Below are 17,272 nucleotides of genomic sequence, written 5' to 3'. Positions count from 1 at the left end.
AGGGAGGAATGATTGTGGAACAAGAAACGAATAAATACAAGGAAGCTTTGAGAAAAGCAGCTAGGAAAATTGAAGAATTATCTAAAAAAAACCAAGATGATGATATAGCCATAATAGGACAGGGTTGCCGATTTCCTGGAGGTGCAAATAATCCAGAGCAGTTCTGGCAAATTCTTTCTAATGGGATTGATACTGTAACAAAAATTAAAAAGGATCGCTTTAATTATGAAGAATACTATAGTGATAATATAGACGAAATTGGAAAGATGTATACAAAATACGGGGCATTTTTAAATGTCCCTGTTGATGAATTTGATAATCGACATTTTGAAATTTCTCCTGTAGAAGCAAGCTCTATAGATCCACAGCAAAGATTATTATTAGAGGTAAGTTGGGAAGCGCTTGAAGATTCTGGGTTAAATATTAAAAAATTACGCGGGAGTAATACAGGAGTATTTGTAGGGATTAGTTCTAGTGATTATTTTAGGGCTCATATGTTCTCAGGTGATGAAAAAAAAATAACGCCTTATTCTGTTGGTGGTATAACTTATGGTGCTGCGAGCGGTAGATTATCCTATTTCTATGATTTTAAAGGACCTGCGATAACATTCGACACAGCCTGTTCGTCTTCGTTAGTGGCTTTAAATGCTGCCGTAGAAAGTTTAAAAAAAGGTGAATGCTCTTTAGCCATTGTAGGAGGAGCTAATATGTTATTAACTCCTGAGTCATTCATTGGCCTTTCAAAACAGCACGGATTAGCTGCAGACGGTAGATGTAAAACATTTGCCGAAAATGCAGATGGTTTTGGTAGAGGTGAGGGATGTGGCGTCATCGTACTGAAAAAGTTATCCGAAGCTAAAGCAGATAACGATACAATCTATGCAATCGTAAAGGGCGTCTCGGTAGGGCAAGATGGAAGAACAAATGGGATGACAGCTCCAAACGGAAGTGCACAAAAAAAAGTAATAAAACAAGCTTTAACTCAAGCTCAAATGACTATAAATGATATTGATTATATTGAAACGCATGGGACTGGCACACCTTTAGGCGATACGATTGAGGTTCAAGCTTTAAATGAAATTTTTAAAGATAAGAAAAATGACTTATTAATAGGAGCAGTGAAAACCAATATTGCTCATCTCGAAGCTGCATCAGCAATGGCTGGTCTAATAAAAATAATCCAATCATTTAAACATAATCAGCTACCGCCTAATATCCATTTCAATAATAAAAGTTCTAAAATAGATTGGGGAAATTTACAAGTAGTCGATAAACTTGTTGAGTGGAAACCTGGTGAAAAGATTAGGAGAGCGGGTATTAGTGCATTTGGATTCACAGGTACGTTAGCTCATGCAATTATTGAAGAACTACCATTAGTTAAAGAAAATATCGAAGAGAAGGAATTGCCTCATCACTTGTTAACTTTATCTGCTAAAAATGAAGAGGCATTGAAAGACTCTATCATTAATATGAAAGAATATTTGTCTAAATCTAATACGTCAATTGGTGATATATGTTACAGTTCTAATATTTGTAAGAGTCATATGGATTATCGTTTTGCTGCTAATGGATCAAGCAAAGTTGATATATTAAATATTTTAGATAAATTTGATCATTTTAAAAGTGATTCTTCCAAGTTCAAAGTGAATAATATTACGTTTTTATTTACTGGTCAAGGGTCAATTTATAAGAATATAGGAAAAACATTATATGAAAAATCATCGGTTTTTAAAAAAGCACTAGATATATGTAATGAAAAATTTTATAAAATATTAAATTCAAATATTTTAGATATTATTTATGGAGAAAAAGATCATAATTTATTGAATAAAGCTATTTTTTCGCAACCGATTATATTTTCTATTGAGTATGCTCTAACTAAAATTTGGGATTCTTTAGGGATTAAGGCGAGTTCAGTAATTGGGCATAGTATAGGTGAATTTACTGCAGCCTGTTATGCTGGAATTTTAAGTTTAGATGATGCAATTAAAATGATTGCTCATCGTGGAATGTTAATGGATACCCTGGATATCGATGGAAAAATGGTAGGTGTACTAACAAGTGCAGAAGTAGCAAGAGAGTCAATAAATGAGAGTGGATGTAAAAATGTTTCAATTGCCGCTATAAATGCTCCAGAAAATGTTACAATATCAGGTCTTAGCGAAGAAGTGGATAAAGTTATTGAATTCATCCAAAAAAAACAAAGAGTGTTTATTGAAGAGCTAAATATTACACATCCATTTCATTCGGTTTTAATGAGGGATTTTATCAATAGTTATAAGGAAAAAATAAGCAATATAAAATATTCGGAAAATAATGTTGCTTTTATATCTTCTATAACAGGAAAGCAAGAAAATAAAGAAACGTTTGGGGATGCAATTTATTGGTCCAATCATTTATCCAGTACAGTTAATTTTTATAAAGCAATGGAAGCGGCCAAGGAATTAGAATGCAATATTTTTATTGAAATAGGTGGCGACGCAACACTTTGTGGATTAGCTCATCAATGTATTGATGGTGAAGAGCTATTTTTACCGTCATTAAGAAAAGGATTAAATGAATATAAGCAGCTATTTGATTCTCTATCTCTATTATATTTAAATGGTGTACAGATTGATTGGAAGTCCTTTTACAAAGAATATAAAAAAGAAAAGGTAATACTCCCTAATTATTCTTTTCAAAGGAAAAAATATTGGATTGATTTAAATAAAAATAAGAAGAACTACAAAGAATGTGTGTTGAATGAGAATTCTGAAAGATGGGGTGAATCGAATAGCTCCATTGAGAATAATGTTATTAAAATAGAGAACGCTTCTTTAAGTTTATGCGATATAGAGTTAGAGATAAAAAATATAATGAATACTATAGCTGGATTGAACGTAGAGGAGATAAATCGTGAAGATAATTTATTTTCATTAGGATTTGACTCTTTATTATTACTAAACTTTAAAAAACATATTGATAATAAATATAAATTAAATATTTCTATAAATGAATTCTTATTAAATTTGAACACAGTAGGTTTAATCGCTAAATATATAGAAAAACATTTACCAAAGTCAGAAATGTTTAGACAGAAAACTGTAGAACAACAGTCAAATATTTCATGTGAAGATAGTAATTGCGATAATGCGGATAATGTTAATTATGTAAATAATATGGAAAACCAAATTAAAGATATCCAGGCCCAGTTAGATAATTTGCTAGATATAAGTAGGAAGGGATTTTCTGTTAAACAAGCAAACATTTCAAGGAAGATTTTCCCTAGAATAAATAATAATTCTATGATTTTTGAAGAAGATACATTAAATCATAGGCAAAAAATTTTTATCGACAATTTTATCTTAAAATATAATACTAAAACAAAAAGTTCAAAAAATCATGCAGAAAAGTATAATATAGTATTCTCGGATTGGATAAATTCACTTAATTTTAGAATGACATTAAAAAAATTACTTTATCCAATTATATCCAAACGATCCCAGGGAACAAGGTTTTGGGACATTGATGGAAATGAATATATTGATTTAGCAATAGGATATGGAGTCCATTATTTTGGGCACAATCCTCCATTTATTACGGATGCTATCAAAGCTCAATTAGAGAAGGGCATTGAATTAGGACCGCAAAGTGATTTAGCAGGAAAAGTAGCTAAATTGATAAAAGATTTAACCGGAGTAGAAAGAGTTGCCTTCTGTAATACAGGTTCAGAAGCTGTTATGGTTGCTTTAAGAATTGCTAGAGCTTGCAAAAGAAAGGATAAAATTGTAAAATTCTCCGGATCCTATCATGGAACGTTTGATGGTGTTCTAACAGATACAGATGAAGAAGGTCCGTATCCTACTTCATTAGGTTCAACATATGGAAATATTAAAGATACGGTAAGTTTACTGTACGGATCTAAAGAGTCTTTAGAATATATTAAAAAAAATAAAAATGATATTGCTGCTGTATTAGTAGAACCGGTACAAAGTAGAAGACCAGGTTTTCAGCCGAAAGAATTCCTTAAAGAATTAAGAGTATTAACAGAAGAACTAGATATTATTTTAATCTTTGATGAAATGCTAAATGGATTTAGAATCCAAACGGGTGGAGCACAAGCTTATTTCGGAATTGAAGCTGATATGGTTACGTATGGGAAAATAGTTGGTGGTGGACTTCCGATAGGTATTGTAGCCGGCAAGCAGGTATATTTAGATAGCATAGACGGAGGAAGCTGGTCATTTGGAGATAACTCTATACCGGATAAAGAAACAGTAACTTTCGCTGGAACATTTTGTAAAAACCCTCTTAGTATGGCGGCTGCATATGCGGTACTTTCTCTTTTGAAAGAAAAAGGGAATGATTTACAAAGGGAAGTAAATGAAAAAACGAGGGTATTTGTAGAAGGAGTAAACGAGTTTTTTGACAGAGAAAGTGTTCCTATGAGAATAAGTTACTTTGGATCACAATTCAAATTTGAATCATATGGGAAATATGATTTATCATTGTTTCCAATAGAAATGGATTTATTCTTTTATTTATTAAATTATAAAGGCATTTATACATGGGAAAGAAGAACATGCTGTTTTAATACAGAGATTTCCTATGAGGATATTGAAATAATAATAAGTAAAATAAAAGAAAGTATATATGAATTAAGAGAAGGTGGTTTTGAGTTTTCGGAAAAAACGAAATTAAACAAAACTAAAAATATTTCTCTGAATCATAAAGTAATTCCAATGTCTTTAAATCAAAAAAGGCTTTTCTCAACTATTCTAATAAATGAGAATGATCCATATAATATAATAGGGACATTAGAAATAACAGGTCGAATAAATATAAAAAAATTAGAGACTGTGTTCAAAAAAATAATAGCTAGACATGAAAGTTTACGTACAAAATTATACATTGAAGAAGATCAATTTGTTCAAGAGGTTGTAGAGGAAATAGATTTTAAAATTAATGAAGTTGAAAAGCAAGAATATCAGAGTGTAGATGATTTAATCAAGGAGAATATTAGTAAATTTGATTTATTAAAAGGACCATTGTTTAATGTAACTTTATTGAAAGTTTCGCAGGAAAGGGAAATATTATTAATAGATTTACATCATACAATAGCCGATGGACGTTCATTAGATATTTTAGGCCAGGAACTAATAAAATTATATTCAGGTGAAGATCTGGAGCCGCTTTATAGCCAATATTCTGATTATGTCTTATGGGAAGATGAATTTTTAAATTCTGAGGAAATAAAGGAAAACGAAACATATTGGTTAAATAAATTATCGGGTGAAAGAGAAAAGTTAAATCTTCCTTTTGATCATAACCATTATACGACTAATCAATTTGCAGGTAATACTGTAAAACTGCCAATAGAAACAGATTTGGTTTTTGACCTTAAACAGTTTGCGAAAAAATCAGAGTCATCACTGTTTATGGTACTAGCTGCGGCATTTAAAGTATTACTTTACAAGCTTTCAAAAACGAAGGATATAATAATTGGCACACCTGTTACTAACAGAGGGAATAGTAAATTTGATCAAAATATTGGTATGTTTACTAATACAATTATTTTGAGAAATCAGATTTCTGGCGAAAAGAAATTTACTGAATTTTTGAATGAATTAAAACAAAGTTCTCTAGAGTCTTATGCTCATATGAATTATCCATTTAATTTTCTTGTTAATAAACTAAATACAGAAAATAATGGTGATCGAGACCCATTAATAAATGTCATGTTTATATACGAGAATATGGAAGAAAGAATGTTTAAAATTGATAATGTTGAAATCAAAACATATGATTATAAATCAAAAATAGCTGAGTTTGATTTTACATTGGAAATCCTCGAGGAAAATGGCGCATTTAACGTTAATTTGAATTATAAAACTAGTTTATTAAAAGGTGATAGTGTTACATTATGGGGAGAATATTATATAACGATATTAAAAAATATAGTTAAAGATAATGCTATTACCATATCGAACATTCAACTTTTGACAGATAATGAAAAGAAAAAAATGATTAAAGATTTTAACAATACAGAGGTAACTTATTGTAAAAACAAAACAATACAACAATTATTTGAAGAGCAAGTAAGAAGAGTTCCTGATGAAGTTGCAGTTGTATGTAAGGATGATAAATTAACTTATGATGAATTGAATAGAAAATCAAATCAAGTAGCAAGAAACCTTAGGGAAAAAGGGGTAAAAGCTGATTCAATAGTGGGGATATTTGTAGACAGATCCATTCAAATGATCATTGGTATTATGGGGGTTTTAAAGTCAGGTGGAGCATACTTACCAATTGATAAAAATCTTCCTAGAAGTCGAGTAGAGTATATGCTTGAAGATTCAGGAGTAGAAATTTTAATAACAGCCAGGGAATTAGAAGATGATTTAAAGTTTAATGGTAGTATCATTAATATTAAGAAAGATAGTTATTCTTTAGAAGATAATAATCTTAGTATAGTAAATAACTATTATGATTTAGCTTATGTAATCTATACTTCTGGTTCAACAGGAAATCCAAAAGGCGTGATGGTTGAACATAAACAAGTAAATAATTTTATACAAGGTATTGTAGCTGCAACCAATCTAAATGAGAATAACAACATATTATGTATTACAACAATTTCATTTGATATTTTCGGTTTAGAAACTTTAGTACCACTTGCTCAAGGCATGAAAATAATAATTGCAAATGAGGAAGAGGTAATTGATGGAGATAAGTTATCAAAGGTAATTGTTGCAAATAAAGTGGAGGTAATGCAATGTACGCCTTCCAGATTAAAATCCCTATTAGAAAGCGATAAGTTTAAAAAATCAATAAAAGAATTAAAAACAGTGCTAATTGGTGGAGAAGAAGTTCCTAAAAATTTAGTTGAAGAATTAAATAGAAACGATAATTTAAAAGTATTTAATGTATATGGACCTACAGAGACAACTATTTGGTCTACAAGCAAACTTTGTGTAAATGAAGACAACAACCTTACTATTGGAAAACCAATAAATAACACTCAAGTATATATTCTTGATGAAGATATGCAAATAGTGCCTATAGGAGTTCCAGGAGAATTATGTATAGGTGGAGATGGTGTAGCAAGAGGCTACTTAAATAAGGAAAATTTAACCATGAAGAAGTTTGTAGAAAGTCCGTTTGAAAAAGGTATGAAAATCTATAAAACTGGTGATTTAACAAGATGGCTGAAAAATGGAGAAATAGAATTTTTAGGAAGGATAGATAATCAGGTAAAAGTTAGAGGATATCGAATAGAACTTGAAGAAATAGAAACTAGATTATTGAGTCTTGAAAATATAAAACAAGCAGTAGTTGTAGGAAAAACTGATCAAAATAATCAAAAATATCTTTGTGCATATGTATCCTGTTATAGAAAATTAAATACATCTGACATTAAGGATTATTTATCAGCAACCTTGCCTGATTACATGATACCTACATTTATTATCGAAGTTTCAGAAATGCCACTGAATTCAAATGGAAAAATAAATAGAAAAGCCTTACCTGATCCAAATAAAGAAGATCAAATTTCAAATGACTATGTTGCTCCACGTAATAAGGTGGAAAAAAAATTAGTGGAAATTTGGTCAGAAATTTTAGGAATAAAAAGAATAGGAATAAATGACAACTTTTTTGATTTGGGAGGACATTCATTAAATGCAACAATATTGGTAGGCAGAATTCACAAGTTATTAGATGTGAAAATACCAATAAAAGAATTATTTAAGGCTAAAAATATTAAAGAACTCACTAAATATATTAGCAAAGTGGGGAAAAATAAATACGAAGAAATAGAAAAATTAACAGTTAAACAACAATATTATAGAACTTCCTCTGCACAGAAAAGAATGTATATGCTACAGGAGAGAAATAATGGAACGGCTTATAATATGTCAAAGGTAATAGAAGTAATAGGCAAACTCGATCTAAATATAATAAATAGAGTATTAAGACAGTTAATAGAAAGGCATGAATCATTAAGAACAAGTTTTGAAATTGTTGATGAAGACATAGTACAAAAAATTCAACCAATAAATGATTTAGTTTTTAAAATTGAAATGCTAACAGTAAAAAACGAAGATGAAATTTCAGAAAAGATAGCAAACTTTATTAGGCCATTTAACTTAAAAATGCCTCCTCTTATTAGAGTTGGAGTAATAAATATAGAGGAAGATAGAAATATTGTTATTTTTGATATTCATCATATTATATCTGACGGCATTTCTGTTGCGATATTAACAAAAGAATTTAGCGATTTGTATTCCGACAAAAAGTTGAAATCATTAAAAGTTCAATATAAGGATTTCTCTGCTTGGCAATTACAGAGATTAAAAAGTGAAGAACTAAAAAAACAAGAAAAATATTGGTTAGGCGAGTATCAAGGGAAATTACCTGAAACAAAATTCCCTACGGACTATCCTGTGCCAAATAGACGAGACTTTAAAGGAAATAGTATCGAATTTAAAATAGATAAATCTATTACAGATAATTTAAAAGCAATAGGACGCAAGACTGGCAGCACACTGTACATGGTTTTATTAGCAAATATAAATATTTTATTATCAAAATATTGCCAACAGGAAGATATAGTTGTTGGAACACCTGTCTCTGGAAGAACATCAGAAGATTTGGAAAATGTTATTGGTTTGTTTGTCAACACTTTAGCAATTAGAACAAACGTAGATAATGAATTAAATTTTAAAGATTATTTAAACATTGTAAAAGAGAAGACGATAATGGCCTTTGATAATCAAGAATATCAATTTGATGAGTTGGTTCAAAAGGTAGGTGTGGTGGGAGATTTAAACAGAATTCCATTATTTGATGTTATGTTCGTTCTTCAAAATATGCTGGAAGATAGAATAGAACTAGATAATTTAAAAGTAACATCATATCCTTTCAAAGAAAATACTGAAAAGTTCAACATTACAATTGTTTGTCAGGAAAAAGAAGGGGAATTATTGTTTGATTTAAGCTATGCAACGTCATTATTTAAAGAAACAACAATTGAAAAACTTATAGAATACTTTAAAAGCATTATACATTTAACATCAAAAAATCTGGATATAAAGATTGAAACTATTGACCTAATTACCGAGAATGAATTATCTAATATTTACAATAATTTAATATCCAATAATTTTAACGAAGAAGATTTAGAATTTACTTTTTAAAAAGTAAATAAATGCAATTAAAAAGATACTTCCAAAGAAAATTTATCCCTTTATAGGGGGAGATTTCCCCCTATAAAGACTATTTCTATTAATAGGTTTCACAAACTCAGAACAATTTTAAAGAGGAGTGAGCTAGAATGAAAGAAGTAAAGTATGATGTGATAAATAAATCTAAAAGTTTTTGGAATGAAATGGTGGCAACGGAATTTGATCGTTTAGTATTTCAGAAAAATCAAAAGGGCAATGAATCTTATTTCTTAAAAGTTGATATTGATAAAGAAATAACTAAAAAAGTTAAACAAATAACAAAAGACAAAAATATAATGATATATACATTAATATTAACAGTATTCAAAATGGCTTTATCTAGAATGTGTTCAAACTCCCATTTTGCGATTGGAATTCCACCATATAGTAAAGATAATACAAGACAACCAAATAATGAGTACCTTTTATCAAAACAACTATTAACGAAAGAAGTGAATTTTAAAGAAGTTCTTTTAAATGAAAAAAATGTTCTTTTTAATTCATTTTTATATGAATTTTATCCTTTAGAACAATTATATAAAAGAAACTTTATTTACGAGAAAATAAATGTATTTTGTGTAATGGAAGGATTACATAGTGATCTTCAAATAAAAAATGTTTTAAAGCTACCAAATAATGATCTTACTTTAAATATTAGAGTGGAAGGAGATTCAATTTCCTTAATATTTAATAGCTTTGATTATGTCGAAGAGAATCAGATTTTTATTCTTAAAAATATATTAATAAATATATTACAGAAGGTAGTAAATAACTTAACAATTAGAATAGATCATATCGATATTATAAGTGACAAGGAAAAAAATATATTGAAAGACATTAATAATACAAGTATGCCTTTTCCTAAAAATCTATCATTAAGTGAAATTTTTGAAAAGCAAGTAGAAAATAACCCAGATCATATTGCGATTGTTTTTAAAAATAAAAAATTTTCATATAAAGAGCTTAATGAAAAATCCAATAACCTCGCAAATAAACTAAAGGAAAATAACGTGGAAAAAGGGGATGTAGTTGGATTAATTGCTGAGAAATCGCCAGAAATGATTATAGGAATTATAGCAATATTAAAAGCTGGTGCAGCATATTTACCTATTGATTATGAATACCCAGAAGAAAGAGTTAAATATATGCTAGAAGATTCAAATTGTAAAATATTATTAAAACAGGGAAATTCGATGGATATAGTTAACCAAGGGTGTAAAATAATAAATCTTGATCTAAAAGAGAAAGAAAAATTAAATGTTGATAACCTTAATATTCCATTTGAAGGGAATGAACTAGCGTATATCATTTATACATCTGGTTCAACAGGTAGGCCAAAAGGAACATTAATAAATCAATCCTGTGTTATCAGTCGCCTAGGGGGCAATACAAATTATATTAATATCAATAAAAATGATACCTTCTTACAGTTATCAAGTTATGTATTTGATGGATCTATTTTCGAAATATTCGGTGCTTTATTAAATGGAGCAAGAATTGTAATTCCAGAAAAATATCATACCCTCGATTTGAAAGAATTAGGATCGTTAATAGAAAGAGAAAAAATAAGTATATTGTTTATTACAACTGCGTTATTCCATTCTTTAGTAGATTTAAATTTGAAATCCCTGCAAAATGTAAAAAAAATACTAATAGGTGGGGAAAAATTATCTTTAAAACAAGCTAAGAAAGCATTTGGATTTTTGGGTCCTAATAGAATAATAAATTTATATGGCCCAACGGAAAGTACTATTTTCGCAACTTATTATCCAATCAATGATATAGGAGAGGAAGATATATTTGTTCCGATTGGTAAACCAATTTCAAACACAAAATTATATGTTATCGATAATAATAACAAATTACAGCCGATAGGAGTACCAGGTGAACTATGTATATCGGGAGAAGGATTAGCATCAGGTTATATAAATAGAAACGATTTAACTGAAAAGAAATTTGTGAAAAATCCATTTGAAACAGATGGAAAAATGTATAAAACTGGTGATTTGGTAAGGTGGCTTCCGGATGGGAATATTGAATTTATTGAGAGAATAGATAATCAAGTTAAAATAAGGGGATATAGAATAGAACTTGGCGAGATAGAAAACGCATTATTAAAAATAAATGATATAAATGAAGCGGTCGTATTGGTAAAAGAGATTGAAGATAATAAATATATATACGCATATTATGTAGCTAACTGTAATTATAGTAAAGATTTAATACGAGAGAAATTAAAAGAATCATTGCCAAGTTATATGATGCCAGCAAACTTCATTAAATTAGAGAAAATACCACTTACAATTAATGGTAAGGTTGATAAATTAAAGCTCGATAAATTAGAAGATGAAAGCGAATTAGGCATATATGAATTTCCCAAAAATGATATTGAGGAAAAACTAATTCAAATATGGAAAGACATCTTAAAGATAAATTATACGATAAGTATTAACGATAGTTTTTTTGACATAGGTGGGCATTCTTTAAATGCTGTAAAGGTAGTTGGAAGAATTCATAAAGAACTAAATATAGACATTCCAATAAAAGATTTTTTTAGCCTAGAAAATATAAAAAATATCGCTTCCTATATATCTTCAGTTCGTAAAAAAGAGTATAGAAAAATTAAAAAGATACAAGAAAAAGAATACTATGAGGCATCATCAGCTCAAAAAAGAATATACCTTATTCAAGAACTCGAAACAGCTAGTAATGTTTATAATATTACGGAAGCAATGGAAGTAATAGGTAAGTTGAATGTATCGAAAATAACAGATGGTTTAAAAAAATTAATTAAAAATAATGAGATACTAAGAACTAGCTTTGATGTAGTTGACGGAGTAATAGTACAGAAAATTCATGATTTTGAAGAAATTGATTTTAAAATAGAAAGAATGCAAGTGACAAATGAAATGGATATTGATAAAAAGATTAGAGAATTTTCAAAACCGTTTTTATTGCAGAAGGCTCCTTTATTAAGAGTAGGCGTCATTCGTATAGATAATAAACGGCATATACTAATCTTTGATATTCATCATATTATTGCAGATGGTACGTCCATAAATATTTTACTAGAGCAATTAGCCAGTTATGTTAATGAAAAAGATTTAATGGTGAATGATATACAATATAAGGATTATTCTGCTTGGCAAAAGGGATTTTTCCATACAAAGGAGATAAAAGAACAAGAAAAATATTGGCTAGATGTATTTAAAGGCGAATTACCAATATTAAATTTACCTTCTGATTATAAAAGACCTAGTAAATTTAACTTTGAAGGGGATTCTCTCACACTTGAAATAGATTCTATTATAACAAATAAACTAAAAAAGATTGCAAAGGAAAATGATAGCACGTTGTATATGGTTTTACTTGCTGCATATTCAACTCTTTTATCAAAATATACAAATCAAGAAGATTTAATTATAGGGACACCAATGTCCGGTAGGAATCACAATGATTTACAAAATCTGTTAGGTATGTTTGTAAATACTGTTGCAATAAGGAATTATCCTGAGTCAAATAAGACATTTAAAAAATTTTTAAAAGAAACTAAAGAAACGGTTTTAAAGGCATTTGATTATCAAGATTATCAATTTGATGAGTTAATAGGAAAGCTAGAAATTAATCGAGATACAAGTAGGAATGCTTTATTCGATACAATGTTTGTTTATCAAAATTTAGATGAAGCTAATTTTGAAATGGATGCATTGAAAATAAAAAAATACAATTATATAAATAAAACATCAAAATTTGATTTGACTTTAAATATAACAGAAGAAAAAAATGCAATGAATTGTTGTTTTGAATTTTGTACAAAAATTTATAAAAGAGAAACAATAGAATTGATGATTGACTGCTTTAGTAATCTTTTATATTCAATTATTGAAAATATAGATCGAAAATTGAAAGATATTAATATACTTTCCCAAAAGGAAAAAGATAAAATAAATCAATTTAATAATAAATCTATGATAATTGACAAGAATAAAACAATGCATCAATTGTTTGAAGAACAAGTTAAAAAGGCACCCGATCAAATTGCAGTTATATACGAAAATAATAAGGCGACATATAGTCAACTTAATGAGAAGTCTAACCAACTCGCGAGAATATTGAGGGACAAGGGCGTAAAACGCGATACTGTAGTTGGTATCTTCGTCAATCAATCTATAGAGATGGTAGTAGGTATATTAGCAATATTAAAAGCTGGTGGTGCATATTTACCTATTGATCCAGAATATCCTGAAGAGAGAATCCAATATATTCTAGAAGATAGTAGAGTAGCAATTCTCTTAACCCAGGAGAATATCAATACAGGTTTGTTGAAAGAAAAGGAAACGATCCATATTGAAGATAATAAAGTGTATAAAAAAGATATTGAAAATTTGGAAAATGTAAATGAGAAAAATGATTTAGCTTATATTATTTACACATCCGGATCCACTGGTAGACCTAAGGGAGTAATGGTTGAACATAAAGGTTTAGCTAATTTAAAATCCTATTTTGAAAATGAGTATAACATTTGTGAAAAGGATAACATCATGCAATTTGCAAATTGTACATTTGATGCAGCGGTTTGGGAAATGAGCATGGCATTGTTAACCGGGGCAACACTTTTTATTGTTCCTAAATATGTAATTAAGGATATAAACGACTTTGAAGCGTTTTTAAATATCAATAGAATAACGGTAGCTACATTGCCTCCTGTCTATGCTTCAAATTTAAGTCCTCAAAAAAATAACTATTTAAGATTATTAATAACAGCAGGTTCCGAATCAAATAGTGAATTAGTTAAAAAATGGAATGGTAAAGTTCAATATGTAAATGCCTATGGACCAACTGAAACTACTGTATGTGCAGCCGCTTGGACAGCTAATAAAATAAACGAAGATAATAAAACAGTACCAATTGGAAAACCGATATATAACACAAATATTTATATTTTAGATAAAAATCAAAAAATACAGCCTATAGGAGTTCATGGTGAACTTTGTATTGGTGGAATTGGTATAGCGCGAGGATACTTAAATAATCTAGAATTAACGGAACAAAAATTTATTCCAAATCCTTATATTGAAAGCGAAAAAATTTATAGAACAGGTGACATAGCTCGTTGGTTACCAGACGGAAATATTGAGTATGTAGGCAGAGAGGATTATCAGGTAAAAATAAGGGGATATAGAATAGAATTAGAAGAAATCGAGAGAAGATTACTTCTAAATAAACATATAAATGAAGCGGTAGTTGTAACAATAAAGGATCAACATTATGAAAACAATCTAGCATGTTATGTAGTAGCTGATAAAAAAATGACGCCTTCAGAAATAAGAACTTTTTTATTGAATGAGTTACCCGAATACATGGTTCCAACTTATTTTATGCAATTAGATTCTATACCTAAAAATCAAAGTGATAAACCTGATAGAAGAATTTTAAAGGAACTAAATGGCGATAGATATTTAAAAGAGAATAATTATGAAAAGCCCTCAAATGAATACGAAAGTTTACTTGTGGAAATTTGGGGAGAAATTTTTGTTCATAAAAAAGTGGGGATAAACGATGATTTTTTCCACTTGGGTGGAGATTCCATTAAAGCAATTAAATTTATATATAAGTTAAATGAAAAGAATTTAACAATAAAGCTAAGTGATATTTTTAAATACAGAACTATTAAAAAAATCGTAGAAGTTATTAATTCACTTGAAAGTAGTTCATTATTAATAGAACCTACTGTAGGTGAGTTTAAATTAACTCCTATTCAAAAATGGTTTTTTGAATCACATAAAATTGATCCAGAGTATTTTCATCAAGCAACTTTTTTAAAATGTAATGAAAGACTTAATGTGGATGTGTTAAGGGACGTATTAAAAGAAGTACAAAAGCTTCATGATTCATTAAGAATGCGCTTTACAACAGTTAATAATGAAGTAGCTGGGGAGATAGTAGGGGCAAATTATCCTTTTAATTATGAAGTCATTTACCTGGATGATCTAGAACAGGACAAATCAATTATTTTGGAAAAAGTAAAGGAATTACAAAAAACTGTAGATCTAAAATTAGGTCCACTGATGAGTACGGTTGTAGTTAAAACAAACAGTTTTGATTATATATACATCTTAATTCATCATTTGGCAGTCGATACTGTATCATGGGGTATTTTAATAAATGATATCCAATGTTTATATAATCAGTTTTTACGTAAGAAAGATATTAAATTAACGAACAAATCTAATTCAATCAAAGAGTGGTCTAAAAAACTTTATCACTTTAGTAATAGTGAAGCGTTATTAAAAGAAAAGTCCTATTGGAGAAATATCCAAAAAAAAATAAATAACATTCCTTTTGATTTTAGTCACGATACTAATACTATGAGAGATAGCGATACTTATGAAATATCTCTTAGTCTAGAAGAAACCAGGGCTTTGTTGGAAAAATGTTCCGAATTATACAAAACAAGTGTTGTTAATATTTTGCTGTCTTCGTTATCGTTTGTTTTACAGAATTGGACTGGAAATAGAGAAAATGCAATTATGTTTGAAGGGCATGGACGAGAAGATTTATTTAATGATGTAAGTATTCAAAGTACGATAGGATGGTTTACATCTATCTACCCTATTATTTTAGAAGCTCCAGAAACTAATAATTTGATAGATTATTTAGATAGAACAATCTTAATAAGAAACGCTATCCCTAGAAATGGTATAGGCTATCACATCCTGAAATATTTAACTGAAGAAGAAAATAAAAAAGATATGGATTGGTTCATGACTCCTCAAATTTGTTTTAATTATCATGGAGAAACAGATATAGAAAATAAAAATAGTATATTTGAGATAATTGAAGAGGAATATGGAAGTAATATTAGTATCAATAGTGAAAGACATTTTGAATTGGAGTTTAACGGGAACATAAGCAATGGGAAATTAAAAATATTATTAACGTTCAATACAAAAGCATATAAATCTAATACTATAGCTAATTTAGCAAAAAAATATAAAGAAGTTTTATTAGGATTTATTTCTTTAAATAAAAAGCAATTAAATATAGCTAGTTTAGAAAACAATTTATCGTTGTTTTTAAATAAATACAAGGCTCCAGGATTGATATTGGGAATAAAAGCTCCTGATGGACAAAATACGGTTATTTCGAAAGGGTTTGCGGACATTGAGAATAATATAAATCTGAAGTCTACTACTAATTTTAAAATAGGAAGCATTACTAAGACATTTGTGGCAACTATAATATTACAATTGATGGAGGAAGGGTTATTAAATTTAGAGGATTCCGTTATACGTTTTTTACCAGAATTAGTAGAACAATATAAAGCAGAGTATTTTAATAATATAACAATAAAAAGCTTATTAAATCACACTAGTGGAATACATGACTTTGTAAAACATCCTAGTTTTATTAAAGGTTTAGAAAGTAATAAAGAATGGACTAAGGAAGAATTATTATACTATGGTTTATCTTTACCATATGATCAGACATTTAATAATAACATTTGGATATACTCTAGTACCGGATATATATTATTAGGATTAATTATCGAAAAAATTACACATGTAAGTTTAGAAGAGAATATACAAAATAGAATTTGCAATAAGTTGGGGCTTGAACAAACGAGGTTAATAGATAAGTTACCTAATTTAGATAATTTTAGTCATTGCTATACTAACCCTGAGAAAAAAGATGTGACAAATAATGCTTTAAGTGCAAGTTGGGCATCTGGAGGTATGATATCTAATGCTAAGGATCTACTTACATGGCTTGATGCATTTGTAGATGGATTATTACTAAAAAACAAAGAAATATTCAATGACTATATAGATATTTCAATGAATTATCCAACTGACTACAAAGTGAATATGGGATTAGGTATTTTTAATGTGAACGATATGTTAGGGCATGAGGGGCATGGACTAGGGTTTCAGAATATTCTTTATAAATATAATGGATATAGTTTTGTCATTCATGTAAACCAAGATGCAGCTGATAAAAGTAATGTTATAAGTGAACCTTTTAAAATATTTAATGAACTTATAGCACTTTTAAGGTGATTCGATCAA

Annotated in this window: 2 protein-coding genes; both read left to right on the top strand. The window is 28.9% G+C overall.

The genetic code is table 11. The annotated features are described in order from the left end of the window. Window positions 1-14 precede the first annotated feature (14 nt). Window positions 15-9,176, top strand: a complete 9,162-nt coding sequence (locus C7Y47_RS16460) for a non-ribosomal peptide synthetase/type I polyketide synthase (RefSeq protein WP_185903514.1) — start codon at window positions 15-17, stop codon at window positions 9,174-9,176. A 137-nt stretch (window positions 9,177-9,313) separates the two neighbouring features. Beyond that, on the top strand, window positions 9,314-17,263 hold the full coding sequence (locus tag C7Y47_RS16455; RefSeq protein WP_142509765.1) for a non-ribosomal peptide synthetase: 7,950 nt from the start codon (window positions 9,314-9,316) through the stop codon (window positions 17,261-17,263). Window positions 17,264-17,272 lie beyond the last annotated feature (9 nt).

The sequence above is a fragment of the Lysinibacillus sphaericus genome, from assembly GCF_006864135.1.
Taxonomy (GTDB): Bacteria; Bacillota; Bacilli; order Bacillales_A; family Planococcaceae; genus Lysinibacillus.
This window is presented reverse-complemented; position numbering and strand designations above follow the sequence as displayed.